Here is a 17,269-nt window from a genome sequence, read left to right as displayed (position 1 = left end):
CCTCCGCGTCCTACGGACCGCCGGTGGTCCTACGAACCCACCGGTACCGGCCGCCGAGTGGCGCCGCGCACGGCGGCGCGCACGGCGCGCACGGCGCGCGAGCGGATGCCGTGGCTACTCGCCGCTCGGATGCGCCCCCGCCGCGTCGATGATCCACGCGTTCGCGAACGCACGCTCGCGCCAGGCCGCGTAGCGGCCCGACACGCCGCCGTGCCCGGCGGCCATCTCGACCTTCAGCAGCGGATCGGCGCCGACCTCCCGAAGGCGGGCCACCCACTTCGCGGGCTCGACGTAGAGCACGCGCGTGTCGTTCAGCGAGGTGATCGCGAGGATCCGCGGGTAGCCGACCGCGTGCACGTTCTCGACCGGCGCGTACGACTTCATGTAGGCGTAGACCTCGGGGTCGTCGAGCGGGTTGCCCCACTCGTCCCACTCGATGACCGTGAGCGGCAGCGACGGGTCGAGGATCGAGGTCAGCGGGTCGACGAACGGCACCTCGGCCACGATGCCGGCGAACAGGCGCGGCGCGAGGTTCGCGACGGCGCCCATGAGCAGTCCGCCGGCCGAGCCGCCCTGCGCGACGAGGTGATCGGGCGTCGTGACGTCGCGGTCGATCAGGTGCTCGGCGGCGGCGATGAAGTCGGTGAACGTGTGCTTCTTGTGCAGCTTCTTGCCGTGCTCGTACCAGAGCCGGCCCATCTCGCCGCCGCCGCGCACGTGCGCGATCGCGAACACCATGCCGCGGTCGAGGAGCGAGAGCCGGGGGATCCCGAAGCCCGGGTCGATCGCGTGCTCGTACGAGCCGTAGCCGTACAGCAGCGTGGGCGCGGGCTCGCCGAGCGTGACGAGGTCGTGCCGGTAGACGAGCGAGATCGGCACCTTCGTGCCGTCCGGCGCCGTCGCCCATTCGCGCTTCTGCGCGTACCGCTCGGGGTGGTAGTCGCCGAGCACGGGCTGCTGCTTCCGAATCGTGCGGTCGCCGGATGCCACGTCGACGTCGATCACCATCGACGGCGTGACGAAGCTCCCGTAGCCGATCCGCAGCGACGGCTGCTCCCAGTCGGGGTTCGCGCCGACGCCCGCGGAGAAGAGCTCCTCGTCGAAGGCGAGCTCGTGCAGGGTGTCGTCGACCGTCGCGTCGGCCGGGATGCCCTGCGGCGGGACCTTGGCGATCGCCACGCGCGGCAGCCCGTCGCGGCGGTACTCGAGCGCGACGAAGTCGCGGAAGCCATGCGCGGCCTCGATGCGCATGCGCGGGTCGTGGGGCAGCAGCATCCGCCGCTCGCCCTGCGGGTCGTCGGCCGCGACGCTCACGAGCTCGAAGTTCACCGCGTCGCCCTCGTTGTGGATGACGAGGAGGCGGTCGTGGCCGCCGGCGACGACGTGCTCGACGTCGTACTCCACGCCGTCGCGGCGCGGCCAGACCACGCGGAACTCGCCCGTCGGGTCGTCGGCGTCGAGCAGCCACGACTCGCTCGTGACGTGCGAACCGGCCTCGAGCACGAGGTAGCGGCGGCTGCGGGTGAGGCCGACGCCCAGCCAGAACCGCTCGTCGGGCTCGTGGAAGACCTTCACGTCGGCCGAGGCGGGCGTGCCGACCTCGTGCCGCCAGACCGTGTCGGGCCGCCAGGCGTCGTCGACGGTCGTGTAGAAGACGTACCGGCCGCTCGGGTCGAACAGCGCGCCCGCCGCCGTGCCGGGGATCTCGTCGTCGAACGCGCGACCCGAGCCGCCGAGGTCGCGCAGCCGGATCGTGTACCGCTCGTCGCCCTCGACGTCGACGCCGAACAGCAGCGTCGAACCGTCGACGGTCACGTCGAAGCTGCCGAGCGAGAAGAACTCGTGGCCCTCGGCCTCGACGTTGTCGTCGAGCAGCACCTGCTCGCCCGGCAGCGGCGAGCCGTCCTCGGGGATCGCGGGCGGTTCCCAGTCGTCGGCGGCGCGCGCGGCGACGCGGCAGTGGATGCCGTACTGCAGCCCCTCGACCGTGCGCGAGTAGTACCACCAGTCGCCCTCGCGGGTGGGCACGCTGAGGTCGGTCTCCTTGGTGCGGTGCTTGATCTCGTCGAAGACCTGCTCCTGGAGGAGCGAGAGGTGCTTCGTCCTCGCCTTGGTGTAGGCGTTCTCCTCCTCGAGGTGGGCGATGACCGCTGGGTCGTCCTTGTCGCGCAACCACTCGTAGTGGTCGATCACCACGTCGCCGTGGTGGCTGCGTTCGGTCGGTCGCTTGTCGGTCACCGGAGGAGTCAGCACGGGGTCAACCGTACGCCGACCGGCCGGGCCGCGGCATCCGCCCGCGACGATCGAGGGGCGAGCGGATGCATCGTGGCCGGCCCCGTCAGCCGATGCCGGCCTTCTCCCAGTCCAGGTTGAGGACGTCGCCGATGTAGACGGTCTCGCCGAAGTCGTGCACCTGCGGGTTCATGCGCAGGAGCTGCTGCTGCGGCAGGTTGAAGCGCTGCGCCACGTCGAAGAAGCTGTCGCCCGCGACGATGACGTACCGTTCCGGCTCCCCGCCCGCATCGAGCTCGGGCGTCCCGGTCGCTCCCGGGATCGGTCCGTCGTCGACGGCCGGACCCCACTCGTAGACGGGCGCGGGGGCGTTCGGGACGGGATCCGGCACGGGCGCGGTACCGGGCTCGCCCGTCGGCGGCTCGGCGGTCACGGTCATGGTCGCGGTCGCGGTGGTCGTGACCGTGGCCGTCACGGTGACCGGCGCCGCCTCGATCCGCTCGGGCGGCGCGCACCCGGCGAGCAGCGTGAGCACGCCGCACAGGGTCAGGAGCCCGGCCGCGAGCAGGGTCGCCGGCCGCGCGGGTCGCCGATGACGCATACCGCCCCCCGAATTCGCCGCGGTGTTCGGGACCGCGGACGGGGTCAGGCTAGCGCCGTCGGCGCGGCGTGGGAAGTGCCGGGTCGGAGCGCATGCTCGACGGCGGCTCGCACGTGCGCGAGCGCGCCCGCGAGCTGCGCGTCGGGCGGCGACGCGTAGCCCAGCACGATCCCCGACGGCCCCTCGCCCGGCACGGCCGAGTAGTCGGCGAGCGGCGCGACGAGGATCCCGGCGTCGGCGAGGCGGCCGACGACGCGAGCGGACGCCCCGGCGGACGCGAGGCCGACGACCGCGTGCAGCCCGCCGTCGAGGCCCGAGAGCGGAGCGCCGTCGATGCCGTCGAGGGCCTCGATGACGAGGGAGCGGCGGTGCGCGTAGTCGCGCTTCGCCGCGGCGATGTGGCGCCGCACGGCGCCGGTCGAGAGCAGCTCGGCCATGGCCGCCTGCGCGATGCCCGGCACCGGGCAGGTCTCGTCGTCGCGGGCGGCGGCGACGGCCTCGCGCAGCGCCGGGTTCGCGGGCAGCACGAGGTACCCGAGCCGCAGCCACGGCGTGAGCACCTTGGAGAAGCTGCCGAGGAGCACGGCGTGCCCCGACCGGTCGAGCGAGGCGAGCGCCGGCAACGGCGGCCCGACGTGGCGGAACTCGCTGTCGTAGTCGTCCTCGAAGACGAGGGCGTCGGATGCCTCGGCCCACTCGAGCACGGCGAGCCGCGTCGCGACGGGCAACCGGCCGCCGAGCGGGTACTGGTGGCTCGGGGTCAGGAGCACGGCGTGCGGTGCGGGGCGGATGCCTCGGAGCGCGCCGACCTCGATGCCGTCGCGATCGACCGGCACGGCGACCGTCTCGAGTGCGCCCCGGCGCACGAGCACGCGCCGCGCGGAGGGGTAGCCGGGGTGCTCGACGGCGACCCGCGGGGTCCCGTCGACGAGGATCCGGAGCGCGGTCGCCAGCAGCGCGACGGCGTCGCTCGTGCCCGCGGTGACGACGACGTCGTCGGGCGAGCAGGTCACGCCGCGGGCGTGCCGCAGGTGCTCGGCGATCTCGGCGCGGAGCCGTGGTGCGCCGAAGTCGGGCGCCGTGTCGTCGGGCACGGGCCGGCGGGCCGCCGCGCGCCAGGCCGCGCGCCAGGCGCGCTCGTCCAGCCGCGCGGTCGACGGCCGCCCGGGTCGCAGGTCGACGGTCGCACGGGGACCGGTGCCGGCCGTCGCGAGACCGGTGCCGGCGCTCGTCGCGGGTGCGCCCGGGCCGGCACCCGCGACGACCGTCGACCCGGGGGTCCGGGTCGGGGGAGCCGGCGGCATCGCGAGCGGCGCGACCCGCGTCGGAGCGCCCTGGCGCACCTCGAGGTAGCCCTCGCCGGCGAGCTGGTCGTATGCGGCGACAACCGAGCTGCGGGCGACGCCGAGCTCGGCCGCGAGCGCGCGCGTGGACGGCAGCGGATCGCCGGTCCGCAGCCGGCCCGACAGGATGCCGCGGCGCAGCCCGTCGACGAGCTGCACGCCGAGCGGACGCTCGTCCTCCCGGTCGATGGTGAGCAGCGGTCCGTCCATCACATCCCCTACTGGACTGCTCGGTTGGGCGAGAACTGGTCTGCTCACCATACCAGCGGCGGACGCACACTGGTCGCATGTCCACCACCACCCCGAGCCCGACCAGCGGAACCGCCCCGGCCCCGGCCCGCCGCATCCGCCGCCTGCCCGACCGCGAGACCGTCGACCGGTTCGCACTCCACGAGCTGCTCGACACCGAGCTCGTCGGCCACCTCGCCGTGGTCGCGGGCGGCGTGCCGGTCGTCGTCCCGATGGGCTTCGCCCGCGTCGGCGAGCACGTGGTGCTGCACGGCTCGACCGGGGGAGGATTCGCGCTCCGCGCGGCATCCGCCCGCACGCCCGTCGCCTTCGCGGTGACCGCGCTCGACGGGCTGGTCTACGCGCGCTCGCTCTTCGACAGCTCGATGAACTACCGCAGCGCGACCGTGCAGGGCGTCCTCGAACCGGTCCCCGAGGCCGAGGCGGATGCCGCGCTGCTCGCCCTCTCCGATCGGCTCATGCCGGGGCGCGCGGCCGAGGTGCGCGGCATGCGGCGCAAGGAGGTCGCCGCGACGCGCGTGCTGCGGCTCGCGCTCGACGACGTGGTCATGAAGCAGCGTTCCGGCGGGCCCTCGGAGGACGAGGGCGACGGCGAGGACCACGCGGCATGGGCCGGCGTCGTGCCGCTCGAACGGCGGTGGGCCGCCCCGATCGCCTCGGGGCTGACCCCTCCGGGCACGCCCGTACCCGAATCGGTGCGTGCGCTGACGACGCGCGACTCGCCTCCGGCGACGCTCGACGAGGCGTCCGAGCCGGCCGCCTGAGGGGCCTCAGGGCCCGGTCGGCCGACGGAGATACGCCGAACTCCCGATGAGCGACCGGTACCTCAGCGCGCACCATCGTCTCATCGACCCGGACCGGCAGCTTTCCGGAACCGACGGGAAACCGAAGCAGACAAACACGGAAGGAGGTGCGTGATGTTCGCAGCGATGCTCGTGCTCGGGCTCGTCACGGCTGGTGCCGTGATCGCGTCGGTGGTCCAGTTCCGCAGGGACGGCTACCACCGCATGCCCACACTGTCGCACTGAGGTCGGAGCGACCCGGACATCCGCATCCGATCGATCGGGGCCCTGAGGACCACCTCAGCGGCCCCGCCCCACGAAATACGCACATCTCCCGATGAACGCGGGGCACCTCAGGGAGGAGCCTCGGACCATCACCCGGATCAGGAGGACACCATGGACTACTCGGCAGGATTCGTCGCCCGGCAGGTGCACGAGGTGAACCTCCTCGGCGCGGAGCAGCGGATCGCGCACGCGCAGGCCGCGGCGGAGCGCGAGGCCGAGGCGCCCGCCGCCGGCCGTGGCGGCCGTCGCGTCCGTGCGCCGCACCGCCGCTTCCACCTTCCGCTGTTCGCGCGGTGAGCGCGCACGACGGCGCGGGTCCGGCGGCGGCCGCGGCGGCCGCCGCGAGCGACGACACCACGCCACGGCGTCGGCCCGATGGGGCCGGCGCCGTTGTCGTCGGTGCGTGGGACGATATGGGTGTGACCAGCTCTTCGTCGAGCCCCACCATGATCGCCCGCGACGCCGAGCTCGAGTGGCTCAACAGCCTGCTCGATGCCGTGCGCGCCGGCACGCCTGCGACCGCCGTCATCGGCGGCGAGGCCGGCATCGGCAAGTCCCGGCTCGTGTCCGAGTTCATCGCGGGCCTCGGCCCCGACGTCCGCCTGATCCTCGGCCAGTGCGTCGACCTCGGCGACGTCGCCGCGCCCTACGCCCCCGTCAAGGGCGCCCTCCGCCAGCTCGTCGCCCAGGTCGGTGCGGAGCGCGCGCTCGAGGCCGTCGGCCCGGGGCGTGCGGCGCTCGTGGCCCTGCTGCCCGAGCTCGCGGCATCCGACGCCGTCACCGCCGGCGAGATCGTCGTCACGCCGGGCGGCGCCGGCAGCGGCCAGCTGCACGAGGCCGTCGCGGTGCTGCTCGAGACCCTCTCGCGCGACCTCCCGATCGTGCTCGTCATCGAGGACCTGCACTGGGCGGATGCCGCGACCCTCGCGCTGCTCCGCTTCCTCCTGCGTTCGCTCGGCTCGAGTCGCCTGCTCATGCTGCTCACGTACCGCACCGACGACGTGACGCGCGGCCACCCGCTCCGCCTGTTCCTCTCCGAGGCCGAGCGCGACCGCTGGGTCGAGCGGCGCGAGCTCGCCCGATTGGACGAGGCCGAGGTCCGCGCCCTCGTGGGCACGCTGATCGACGACGAGGCGCCGAGCGACCGCGTGCTCGAGGCCGTGTTCCGACGCAGCGACGGCGTGCCGTTCTTCGTCGAGGAGCTCGTCGGCATCGACGGGTGCCGCGACGAGGGCTTCGTGCCCGCGACGCTGCGCGACCTGCTGCTCGCACGCTACGAGCGGCTCTCCGACGATGCGCAGGAGCTCCTGCGACTGCTCTCCACCGGGGGCGTCCGCGTGCCGCACGCCCTGCTCGCCGCCGTGTACCGCGGCTCCGACGAGGCGCTCGAGTCGGCGGCTCGCGAGGCCGTCACCTATGGGGTGCTCGTGATCGACGGCGACGACTACGCGTTCCGCCACGCGCTCGTGCGCGAGGCGATCCTCGCCGACCTGCTCCCCGGCGAGCGGGCGCGGTTCCACGCCCGCTACGCCGAGGCGTACGAGGCGCAGGCCGCCGCGGGCGGCCGCCGCCTGGCAGCGGAGATCTCATACCACTGGCTCGGTGCCCGCGACCCCGTGCGCGCGTTCCCCGCGACGATCCAGGCCATGCGGGAGGCCCGCGCCGCGGTCGCCTACGCGACCTCGTCCCAGCTCGGCGAACGTGCGCTCGAGCTGTGGGAGACCGTGCCCGACGCCGAGCGCATCGCCGGCATGACCAAGCTCGAGCTCATGGGCCGCACGGCCTCCCAGCTGCGTCACGCCGGCGAGGGCGAACGCAGCGTCGCCCTCGTGAAGCTCGCGCTCGCCGAGTGCCCCAGGAGCGATCCGAACTACCCGCGGCTGCTGCGCGACAAGGCGCTCTACCTCGCCAACGTCGGCCGGGGCGGGTCCATCGAGATCCTCGAGGAGGCGCTCGCCGCGATCCCCGACGACGACTCCGAGGAGCTGCGCGCCACCATCATGACGGGGCTCGCCGGGCGGCTCATGATCGAGGCCCGCATCGACGAGGCCGTCGAGACGGCCGACGCCGCGTACGAGCTCGCGAGCTCGCTCGGGTTCGCCCGGTACGCCTCCGTGGCGATGAACATCAGCGCCGTCAGCCGCGCGTCGCGCGGCGAGGTCGAACGCGGGCTCGCCGACATCGAGCGTTCGCGTCAGCTCGCCGAGGGCGACGGCGCCGCGCTGCTGCGCTACTGGGTCAACGCCTCCGACCTGCGCTACCTCGTGGGCGACTTCCCCGAGGCCGTCCGGCTCGCGGAAGAGGGCCTCTCGCGCGCCCGGGCGCAGGGCGTGGAGCGCAGCTCGGGCGTGATCCTCGCCTCGAACGCCGTCGACCCGCTCTTCGCGCTCGGGGAATGGGACCGTGCAGACGCGCTCATCGAACGCGCGCTCGCGCTCGACCCGCCCGGTCCCGTCCGCACGTACCTCGAGCGCGCGAAGCTCTGGGCGCTCGTGTGGCGCGGCGATGCCGAGCACGCGGCCGCCCAGTTCCGCCAGGTCCGCCCGGCGATGCTACCCGTGATGCAGGTCGAGATGCAGACGCGGCTCGCCGTGGGCCGGGTCGCCGTCGAGATCGCGCTCGCCGTCGGCGACCTGTCGCAGGCGTGGCGCGACGGTCGCGGCGTGCTGCGCGAAGAGGTGCTGCCGCTCGCCGGCTACGCGGAGCCCCTGCTCTGGGCGCTCGCCCGCGTGATCGCGGCGGTCCGCGCCGACCCGGCGCGGGTCTCGGAGGCCGAGGCCGCCGAGATCCTCGACGCCGAGCCCGAGGTGCGAGCGCTCATCGACCGGCTCTCGTTCTGGCCGACGCATCCGCTCTGGAAGGCGTTCGTCGAGGCCGAACTGGCGCCGACGGATGCCGCGTGGCGGGCGGCCGCGGAGCGGGCGACGGCCGACACCGCGCCGAGGTTCCTCCGCCCGTACGCGCTCCTGCGCCTGGGCGAGGCGCTGCTCGACGGCGGCGAACGGCAGGCCGCGCGCGACGCGCTGCAGGAAGCGTTCGACGGAGCGGTCGAGGGCGGCGTCACGGCCGTGCAGACGCGCACCGCGCGCGTCGCGATGCAGGCCGGCCTCGCGCTCGACGGCGCGACGCACCGCGACACCCGGCAGGGCGCCGCGGGCGTGGCCGGAGCGGACGACCCGGCCGACGCGGTCGCCGAGCTCACCGCTCGCGAGCGTCAGGTGCTCGACCTCATCGCCGAGGGCCTCAGCAACCGGCAGATCGGCGAGCGTCTCTACATCAGCGGCAAGACGGCGAGCGTGCACGTGTCGGCGATCCTCCGGAAGCTCGGGGCGTCGAGTCGCACCGAGGCGGTCTACCTGGCGCGCGCGACGCACTGACGCCCGAAGCGGCGTCGACGGCCCGCAACCGGAGCCCGATCCCCGGAACTGCGAGCCGACTCCCAGCGCTGCGCGCTACCGTGGATGCACCGAACCGGAGGAGCAGCGACGCATGACCGAGCTCGAGACGATCCCGTTCCGCACCATGACCGGCGAGACCCGCACCCTCGGCGACTGGGCCGGGCAGGTGAGGCTCGTCGTGAACGTGGCATCCCGCTGCGGGCTCTCCCCGCAGTACGGCGGGCTCGAGGAGCTGCAGCGCAGGTACGGCGACCGCGGGTTCACCGTGCTCGGCTTCCCGAGCAACCAGTTCCTGCAGGAGCTCTCCACGAACGAGGCCGTCAGCGAGTACTGCTCGACCACGTGGGGCATCACCTTCCCGATCCTCGACCGCGTGAAGGTCAACGGGCGGAGCGAGTCCCCGCTCTACACCGAGCTGAAGCAGGCGGCGGATGCCTCCGGCAAGGCCGGCCGGGTCACCTGGAACTTCGAGAAGTTCCTCGTCCTCCCCGACGGCGAGGTCCTCCGGTTCCGCCCGGCGGTCGAGCCCGACGATCCCGCGATCGTCGCCGCGATCGAGGCGGCGCTTCCCGACGCCGCGGGCCGCGGTGCAGGTGACGCCGGGGCCGGCCGGTCCACAGCCGAGTGAGCCGGGGCCGATCGTGACCGCGGATCGTCTGCCCGACGGGTCGATGGGCCCCGGCGACGGGTTCGCGCCCGACGAGCGCCTGTTCCCGCCCGAGGCCTTCGCCTTCTACGCCGGCCTCGAAGCCGACAACTCGCGCGACTGGTGGCAGGCGCATCGATCCGAGTACGAGCGATTCGTCCGGATGCCGCTGGAACGGCTCGCGGCGGTCGCCGGTGAGCGCTACGGCCCGGCGAAGGTGTTCCGGCCGAACCGCGACGTCCGCTTCAGCGCCGACAAGTCGCCGTACAAGCTCAACGGTGCGATGACCGCGGGCCGCGTCGGCGGAGTCTACGTCTCGATCGCGGTGGAGGGGCTGCACGCCGGCGGCGGCCTGTACGAGCCGTCCCGCGAGCAGTTGCAGCGCGCACGCGAGGCGATCGCGGCCGACGGGCCCGCCGCCGCCGCGCTCGACGAGGTCGTGCGGTCGATCGAGCAGGACGGGCTCGAGCTCGCCGGTCCGTTCCTGAAGACCGCGCCGCGCGGGTTCGATCGCGACCACCCGCGCATCCGCCTGCTGCGGCTGACGCACTTCGCCGGCCTCGCCACCCTCCCGGCCGAGGCCACCATGGCCGACCTCGATCGCGTGTGGCGCGCGGTCGAGCCGCTGCTGGGCTGGGTCGGCACGCACGCCGAGCCCGCCGTCTGACGCGTCGCGGCGACGCCGGGCCGCGGCGTCGGCACGCGGCATCCGTCACCAGACCGGCGTGAAGCCCTTCGCGACCTCGACGAGCAGTCGCGCGCCGTAGCCCGTCGCGCCCTTGGAGCGCCACGAGTCGTCGCTGTCGGCGCTCATCGTGCCGGCGATGTCGAGGTGGGCCCACGGGGTCTCGCCGACGAACTCCGCGAGGAAGAGCGCCGCCGTGGTCGCCCCCGCGTTCACGCCGCCGAGGTTCGCGATGTCGGCGACGTCCGAGTCCATGAGCTTGCGGTACTTGCGCACGAGCGGGAACTGCCACGTCGCCTCGTCCGTCGCGTCGCCCGCCTCGACCAGTCGGTCGACGAGCGGCTGGCTCGTGCCCAGCACGACCGAGTGCGTCTCGCCGAGCGCGCGCAGCGCGCTGCCCGTGAGGGTCGCGATGTCGACGATCGCGTCGACGCCCTCCTCGGTGGCGAGCACGAGGCCGTCCATCATGACGAGGCGCCCCTCGGCGTCGGTGTTCTTCACCTCGACCGTCGTCCCGCCGCGCGCGGTGAGCACGTCGCCGAGCTTGTAGGCCGAGCCCGACGGCATGTTGTCGGTGCACATCAGCCAGCCCGTCACGCGGGCGGTCGCGCCGAGGTCGCGGAGCCCGGTGAACGCGCCGAGGACCGCTGCCGCCCCGCCCATGTCCATCTTCATGAGCAGGTGCATCGGGTCGCTCGGCTTCAGGCTGATGCCGCCCGAGTCGTACATGATGCCCTTGCCGACGAGGCCGAGGTGCCCGGTCGACGTGCCCTCGGGGAGGAAGTTCAGGACGACCATGCGCGGCTCCTCCGCGCTCGCCGCGTTGACCCCGAGGATGCCGCCGCAGCCGAGCTCGATGAGCTGCTCCTTGTCGAACACCTCGACGTCGAACCCGAACCGGCCGCCGAGCAGCTCGGCGACCTCGGCCAGGTCGCTCGCGGTGAGATGGCTCGGCGGCGTGTTCGCGAGGTCGCGCGCGATCGCGGTGGCGCGGGCCGTGACGACGCCCTCGGCGATGCCGGCGGATGCCGCCCCCGCGTCCACGCCGTCGAGGAGGAACTCGACCCGCTCGAGCGCGGGCTCGCGCGCCTCGGCCTTGAGCGCGTCGTAGCGGTAGCGGCCGAGCAGCACGCCCTCGGTGAGCGCGCGCGCCGCGGCCGCGCCATCCGTCGACCCGATCGAGGGCACGCGCAGCCCGACGGTCGTCGCCTTCTTCACCGCCCGGACGAACGCCGCGCCCGCATCGCGGAGCGTGGCCTCGGTCGCCTCGGCCTCGGGGCCGCCGCCGACGACGATGATCAGGCTGTGCCCCGGCTGCGGCAGCATGAGCGCCTGGCCCGGCTTGGCCTCGAACCCGGCCCGCGCGAGGGCCTCGCGGTCGAGGCCGATGCCCTCGGGAAGCGGTCCCTCGTCGAAGACGAGCACGCCGATCGCGTCGAGGCCGGCGCCGCCCGTGCCGCCGCCGAACTCGTCGACGGCGGACACCTCGACCGCGTCGTACGCCTCGAGCGAGGGGACGGGCGAGAAGCCCTCGGAGATGAGCTTGACCGGGTTCCGCGTCATGATGTTCCCTCCACACGTTCGGGTCCGACAGTATCGGGGCACCGCCGGGCCCGGAAGGGATCACGACGATAGACTCGGGGAGTACCCACGACCGCGACGTCCGGGCGGCGGTCGCCGCCCCCGGCGGTCGACGACGGCGACAGGCGGTGCGGTGGAGATCTTCGAGGGCTGGCCCCTTCCGGCGGCGATCGGCGCCCTGTTCCTGATCGTCCTGCTCCGTGCCGGAGGCACCTACGCACTCGGTCGGGGCTCGCGCGCCGGCGTCAAGCGGCTGCTCGAACGGCGGGGGCGGATGGCTCCGCAGCTCGCCCGCGCGGAGGCCGTGATCGAGCGGTTCGGCGCCCCGGTCGTCGCGCTGTCGTTCCTCACGGTCGGGTTCCAGACCGCCGTCAACCTCGCGGCCGGCGTGCTGCGGATGCCGCTCGTCAAGTACATCCCCGCGCTCGTCGTCGGCGGGGCGATGTGGGCCACGCTCTACGGGGTCCTCGGGCTCGCGACCGTGAACGCGATCATCCAGGCCGCCCAGCGCGATCCGGTGGCCGCGATCGTCAGCGTGCTCGCCGTCGCCGCGCTCCTCGTGCTCATCGAGTTCGCCACGCGCAAGGCGCGCGCGATCTCGGCGCGGCACGCCGACGCCGTGGAGCCGATCCTGCCCGACGAGGCCGGTCAGACCGAGTAGCCGCCGTCGTAGGACGCGATCGCGTCGTGGCGCACGAGTGCGTTCACGAACCGGATGAACACCGAGATCCAGCCGAAGATCGTCGCGAACGCGAGCAGCTCGAACGCCGTCAGGTTGTAGTAGCCGACCGGTTCGAACAGGATCGCGCCGCCGAGCAGCAGCGCGGCGCCGCCGCCGCAGAACCAGAAGAACCGCCCCGGCATGCCGGCGAGGGTGAAGGGCGCGGTGAGCAGCAGCGTCAGGAACGACAGCGACATGCCGATCGCGCAGGCGTTGTGCAGCGCCAGGTTCACGTCGAACGGGAACACGCCGACGCCGGCGAGCAGGACGCCCATCACGACGAACGCGACGGAGATGAATCGCGGCGCCCACGCGTGCCGCAGCACGCCCTGCTGCACGAGGATCCTGAGGTCGCGGTCGACGTACAGCGCGAACGTCGTGACGAACCCGCCGGCCACGATCAGCGCGATGTTGAAGAGTCCGCTCGAGAAGTCGTTCGCCGTGCCGAGCTTGCTGAAGTGGTACTCCCACCACTGCGGATCCTGCGCGGTGGCCATGCTCGCGAGCGTCGCCGAGGCCATGAAGAACACCAGCAGCGACGCGAGCCGGTTGGTCGTGATCGCCGACACCGACAGGGAGATCCAGTACCCGGCGAGGCCGGCGGATGCCGCGACCGCGCCGGTTCCCGTCAGTGCGTCGACCACGAGCCCTTCGAAGCTGCGCTGGAGCATCGTGTACGTGACGACCGTGAGGATCGCGGCGATGATGCCGTGCACCGTCGAGACCGTCGCGACGTCGAGCGAGAACTTCCACGGCCCCAGTTCGTGACGCCACTCCTGCCCTGGGAGGTTCCGCGAGCGCCAGTAGCCGACCGCGCCGAGCAGGATGCCGCTCGCGAGCACGCCGATCGCGGCGACCGCGCCCACCGACCAGCCGCCCCAGAGCGGCCAGACGTCGCCCGCGAAGACCACGGCGGCCGCGAGCCCGGTCACTGCCGCGGCGATGAGTCCGCCGACGACCGCCTCGGTCTCGACGGCGACACGACGCCCGACGGGCGCCTCGGTGGTGGCGGGGGCGCCGGGCGACGGATCCGCCACGGGCGCGGCCTGCGATGACGCGGTCATGTCGTCATGCTAGGGACGGCGGGCGCGCGGAGGGAAGGACCGGAGCCCGCGGGCCCCGAGTCAGCCGGTCAGCCCGCCGAGCACTGGTTGTAGTTGCTGCTGTTCCCGTCGCGTCGCTTCGTGACGAAGCCGGTGGCGTCGCCCTCGACGGTCACGCCCGAGATCGCCGTCACGGTGGCCGTCACGGTGCCCTGCTGGTTCGTGCCGAGCGAGAAGGTGATGCCGAACTGTCCCGTGAAGTTCGCGCCGGCACCGGTGATCACGTAGGTCGTGCCGCTCTGGCTGGTGGGCGTGAAGTTCGGCGTGGCGCCGAACCCGCCCTGGCCCGAGTGCGTCAGGGAGATCTGGATGAGCGACCCGACCGGCAGGTTCGGGAGGGTGACGCTGATCGTCCCGGTCGGGCCGGTGCCGCAGCTGCCGACGACGGAGGCCAGCGTCACGCCGCCGGGAGCACCGCCGCCGCTCGCGGCGTACGCCGGAGCCGGCGCGGCGACGAGGATGGCGGGCACGCTCCATGCGGCCGCCTTCGCGACCGCCCGTCGGCTGATCCCCGGCTCGTTCCCGGTCGTGCCGGTGTTCAGGTCATCCACGTGCGTCCCCCGATCGCTGCGAAAGCATGGAATGCGATCCTAGCCCGTCGAGGTGACGGGCTGGAGCGGGTCGACGATCCGATGGACGACTGCTATTGGGTGGCGCCGGGCGGCCCGCCCGGGCCCTTCTCCTTGACGGCCGACGACTTCGCGCTGGTCGTGTCGCCCCCGCCTGCGGTGACCGAGTTCGAGGTGTAGCCGATCGTGAGGCCGTTCACCGACCCGCGGATGGCGAAGTTCGCCGTGCCCGTGCCGTCGAGCACGCCCTGGATCAGCACGGCGCCCTTGTCGAAGATCGTGAACGCTGCGCCGGGCGGGCCGGCGACCGTGAGCGGGCGCCATCCGGCATCCCCCGGCTCGCCGACCGAGAACGAGAGCCCGGTCGCGGGAGCGGTCGGCCCGCCCACCGGGGTGGTCACGCCGTCGTCGGGTGCCGGCGCCGGCGCGCTCCCGGGTTCCTGCTGGGGCGGAGGGGAGGAGTCGGCGTCGGCGTCGGGCGTGCCCGTTCCCGGTGATCCGCCGTCGGCGGGGGGCGAGGACCCGTCGGGTGCCGATGCGTCCGGCGCGGCCTCGTTCGTGGGAGCGGGTCCGGCCTCATCGTCCGGCGTCGGCCGGGGGTCGGCGGGCACGTCCGTCGAGATGATCTCCGGGGCGGCCCGGCCGGTGGGCGGTGCCGAGATGTCGGCCGCACCACCGTCGGCGTTCGGAACGGAATCGAGCGAGCCGAGGCCCGGTGTGCCGCCGGAGATCGCCGCGACGACCACGACGGCGGCGGCCGCGGCGGCGAGCGTCGCGCTGGTCGCGAGCAGCGGGGTGCGGGGCATCCGTGCCATCGACCGGACCAGGCTCCCGACGGTCGCCGCGAGTCCGGTCGGTGCCGCGCTCGCCGACGCCGCGCCCGACGCCGCGAGCGCTGCGCTTCCGGCGGCGGCGCCGACGGTCGTCGCCGCGACGGCGCCGCGGTGGCGCTCGAGCGGCGGGATCGGTGCCAGCACCCGGGCCGACGAGCCCGCTCGCGTCGCCTCGAGGAACGCGATGCCGGAGGGTCCGCCCAGCACGAGCAGCGGCACGAGCCCGACGAGTCGATGCGCGAGCTCGGCCGCGGGCAACGCCGCGGCGCGGCATCCGTCGCAGGACTCGACGTGTGCTCGGACACGACCCGGCACACGGTGCCCGCCGGTGCCGGGGGCGCCGAGCTCGGCGAGCACGCCGTCGCAGTCGCTTCCGGCCGGGACGGCGGCGCCGACCTGGCGGATCCAGGCGTTGCGGATGCCCTCGTGCGCGGTCGCGACGAGGCCCTCGGTCTCGGTGGAGGTGAGCCCGAGTTCGGCGGCGACCTCGACCGGGGGGAGGCCGTCGATCTCGGCCAGCCAGAGCGCCTCCTGGGCGGCGGTGCCGAGCGACGTGTAGGAGACGGCGATCGCCTCGCCGTCGGCGAGCCCGGCCGGGAGGTCGTCGGCGTACCACGCCGCCGGCGCCACGAGCGCCGGGGCCGGGCCGACGGTCGAACCGCCACGGCCGTCTGCGGCGGAGGCGGCCTCGCGCACCGCCGCGAGGACGTGCGGCCGCATCGCCCCGGCGGGGGCGGTCGGCGCCAGGATCGAGGCCGAGAACCGCGCCGCGGCGGCCTCGACGACGAACTCGACGTCGGCCGAACCCGGGGTCGCGGCGGCGGCGGCGGCCGCGGCCGGCTCGTGCCGATGCCAGAGCCGCGTCACGGCGAAGCCGTCGCCCGCGCGCGCCGAGCTGATGAGCCGGTCGTCGGTCGGGGTGGCGACGACGGGGAGCGCGAGCGGCGAGGTGGCCGGGTGGCCGCCGGCGGCATCGGGCACTGCCACTCCTCTCGTCGCACCGTGCGCGTGGGTGGGCGCACGGCGATCCGACGCGGGTCTCGTGGCGCGCGCCGGGGAACTCGGCTCGCCTCCGGCGTGGCACGGTGCCGAGATCGGGTCCGCGGGGGTGGGCGCCGATCGGGGGTGCGCACCGGGCCGATGTCGCCATCAGCGGTTGGGCCGAGTCTACGACCCGGTCCCGGGGCCGATGCAATACCCCCGTTCGGCGCGTCAGCTTCCCAGTTGCGGCGACGTCGCGCCGGTGCGGAGCAGCGCGCCCTCGTGGCGGACGGTCGCGGCCGCGATCGTCATCGCCTCGCCGAGCGCCGCCTCCCAGGCCGCCCGATCGGCCGGCATGCCGTCGCGGGCGACGTGGTGGACGATCGCCGCGAGCGTCGCGTCGCCCGCGCCCATGGTGTCGACGACCCGTCCCGGGAGGTCCACGATGTCGGCGTGGACGTCGAGGTCGCCGTGGTGCACGTCGGCCCCGCTCCGGCCGGCCGTGGCGAGCACCGCCGGCCGTTCGGACCGGCCCGGGCGGAGTCGCCGCACGAAGGCATCGAGCGGCTCGTGGGCGAGCAGTTCCGCGTCCTCGTCGCCGGCCTTCACGAGCAGCGACGAGGCGGCGACGCGCTCGAACGCCGCGAGGAACGCGTCCCGATCGTGGAGCATGCCCGCGCGCGGGTTGCCGTCGACGACGAGCCGCCGCTCGGGCTCGCGCACGGCGTCGAGCAGCGCGTCGACCTGCTCGGCGTCGTCGAACGGGTAGCAGCTCACGACGACGAGGTCGGCCTCGCCCAGCGCCTCGCGGGTGTCGGCGTCGAACGAGAGGCGACGGTGCTGCGCGGCGTCGTTGAACACGTACCGCGGCTCGCCGCCCTCGCTGCGGTCGGAGACGGCACGCGACGTGCCGAGGGCCGACGGGCTCTCGACCAGTCGCACGCCGTAGTCGGCCAGGAAGGCGCGGATGCGCTGGGCGGGTTCGTCGTCGCCGAGCATCGCCACGAGCGTGACGTCCTCGCCGAGGAGGGCGAGGCCGACCGCGACGTTGAGGGCGGCACCGCCGACGAACTCACGCGAACCCGACGGGTCGCGCAGCTCGTCGATCAGGGCATCGCCGACGACCGTGATCCGTGCGGCGTCCGGCTGCGTCATCCGCTCGACCTCCTCGTCACGTGTCCGGGCGGAGGCTCCCCGCCGCCCGACTCCAGCGTGGCACGCGGGCGCCCCCGCGTCCATGCGACCGCGATCGGGCCGACG

Annotated in this window: 14 protein-coding genes; 6 read left to right on the top strand and 8 right to left on the bottom strand. The window is 74.2% G+C overall.

Going from position 1 to position 17,269, the window contains the following annotated elements:
* Positions 1-114: 114 nt before the first annotated feature.
* The 3 genes from GLX25_RS01540 to pdxR form a co-directional block, all read right to left on the bottom strand.
* On the bottom strand, positions 115-2,253 hold the full coding sequence (locus GLX25_RS01540) for a S9 family peptidase (protein ID WP_166548323.1): 2,139 nt from the start codon (positions 2,251-2,253) through the stop codon (positions 115-117).
* Between the two features lie 85 nt (positions 2,254-2,338).
* A complete protein-coding gene (locus GLX25_RS01535) occupies positions 2,339-2,833 on the bottom strand; it encodes a LysM peptidoglycan-binding domain-containing protein (protein ID WP_155840426.1) in 495 nt (164 codons plus the stop codon).
* Positions 2,834-2,877: 44 nt separating this feature from the next.
* A complete protein-coding gene (pdxR, locus tag GLX25_RS01530) occupies positions 2,878-4,386 on the bottom strand; it encodes a MocR-like pyridoxine biosynthesis transcription factor PdxR (protein WP_155840425.1) in 1,509 nt (502 codons plus the stop codon).
* A 77-nt stretch (positions 4,387-4,463) separates the two neighbouring features.
* Here pdxR and GLX25_RS01525 point away from each other — a divergent pair, with 77 nt between their 5' ends.
* The 5 genes from GLX25_RS01525 (at position 4,464) to GLX25_RS01505 (ending at position 10,203) form a co-directional block, all read left to right on the top strand.
* Positions 4,464-5,189: a pyridoxamine 5'-phosphate oxidase family protein gene (locus GLX25_RS01525; protein WP_155840424.1), complete on the top strand. Its 726-nt coding sequence runs from the start codon at positions 4,464-4,466 to the stop codon at positions 5,187-5,189.
* Positions 5,190-5,603: 414 nt separating this feature from the next.
* Complete coding sequence (locus GLX25_RS01520; protein ID WP_155840423.1) at positions 5,604-5,789, top strand: hypothetical protein; 186 nt, start codon at positions 5,604-5,606, stop codon at positions 5,787-5,789.
* A gap of 122 nt (positions 5,790-5,911) precedes the next feature.
* Positions 5,912-8,869, top strand: a complete 2,958-nt coding sequence (locus tag GLX25_RS19080) for a helix-turn-helix transcriptional regulator (RefSeq protein ID WP_271192335.1) — start codon at positions 5,912-5,914, stop codon at positions 8,867-8,869.
* A gap of 112 nt (positions 8,870-8,981) precedes the next feature.
* Positions 8,982-9,518, top strand: coding sequence for a glutathione peroxidase (locus GLX25_RS01510; RefSeq protein ID WP_155840422.1), 537 nt, complete (start codon positions 8,982-8,984; stop codon positions 9,516-9,518).
* Between the two features lie 13 nt (positions 9,519-9,531).
* On the top strand, positions 9,532-10,203 hold the full coding sequence (locus GLX25_RS01505; RefSeq protein ID WP_155840421.1) for a DUF2461 domain-containing protein: 672 nt from the start codon (positions 9,532-9,534) through the stop codon (positions 10,201-10,203).
* A 45-nt stretch (positions 10,204-10,248) separates the two neighbouring features.
* Here the strand turns inward: GLX25_RS01505 and GLX25_RS01500 are convergent, their stop codons facing one another.
* Positions 10,249-11,784, bottom strand: a complete 1,536-nt coding sequence (locus GLX25_RS01500) for a leucyl aminopeptidase (RefSeq protein ID WP_155840420.1) — start codon at positions 11,782-11,784, stop codon at positions 10,249-10,251.
* Positions 11,785-11,935: 151 nt separating this feature from the next.
* Between GLX25_RS01500 and GLX25_RS01495 the strand changes: the two genes are divergently transcribed.
* Positions 11,936-12,463: a DedA family protein gene (locus GLX25_RS01495; RefSeq protein ID WP_271192334.1), complete on the top strand. Its 528-nt coding sequence runs from the start codon at positions 11,936-11,938 to the stop codon at positions 12,461-12,463.
* Here GLX25_RS01495 and GLX25_RS01490 read toward each other — a convergent pair.
* From GLX25_RS01490 to GLX25_RS01475, 4 genes are all read right to left on the bottom strand, one after another.
* Entirely contained in the window at positions 12,451-13,587 is a 1,137-nt protein-coding gene (locus GLX25_RS01490) for a DUF998 domain-containing protein (protein WP_155840419.1), read from the bottom strand. The genes GLX25_RS01495 and GLX25_RS01490 overlap by 13 nt on opposite strands.
* Positions 13,588-13,655: 68 nt before the next feature.
* Positions 13,656-14,177, bottom strand: a complete 522-nt coding sequence (locus tag GLX25_RS01485) for a hypothetical protein (RefSeq protein WP_155840418.1) — start codon at positions 14,175-14,177, stop codon at positions 13,656-13,658.
* A 92-nt stretch (positions 14,178-14,269) separates the two neighbouring features.
* Positions 14,270-16,009: a hypothetical protein gene (locus tag GLX25_RS19075; RefSeq protein ID WP_155840417.1), complete on the bottom strand. Its 1,740-nt coding sequence runs from the start codon at positions 16,007-16,009 to the stop codon at positions 14,270-14,272.
* Between the two features lie 231 nt (positions 16,010-16,240).
* The gene (locus GLX25_RS01475; RefSeq protein ID WP_155840416.1) at positions 16,241-17,164 is read right to left on the bottom strand and encodes a carbohydrate kinase family protein; all 924 of its coding nucleotides are present in this window, start codon (positions 17,162-17,164) and stop codon (positions 16,241-16,243) included.
* Between the last annotated feature and the right edge of the window lie 105 nt (positions 17,165-17,269).

Source organism: Agromyces luteolus, from assembly GCF_009729855.1.
GTDB lineage: Bacteria > Actinomycetota > Actinomycetes > Actinomycetales > Microbacteriaceae > Agromyces > Agromyces luteolus.
Note: the sequence above shows the minus strand (reverse complement) of the source record. Positions and strands in the feature narration are given on the sequence as shown.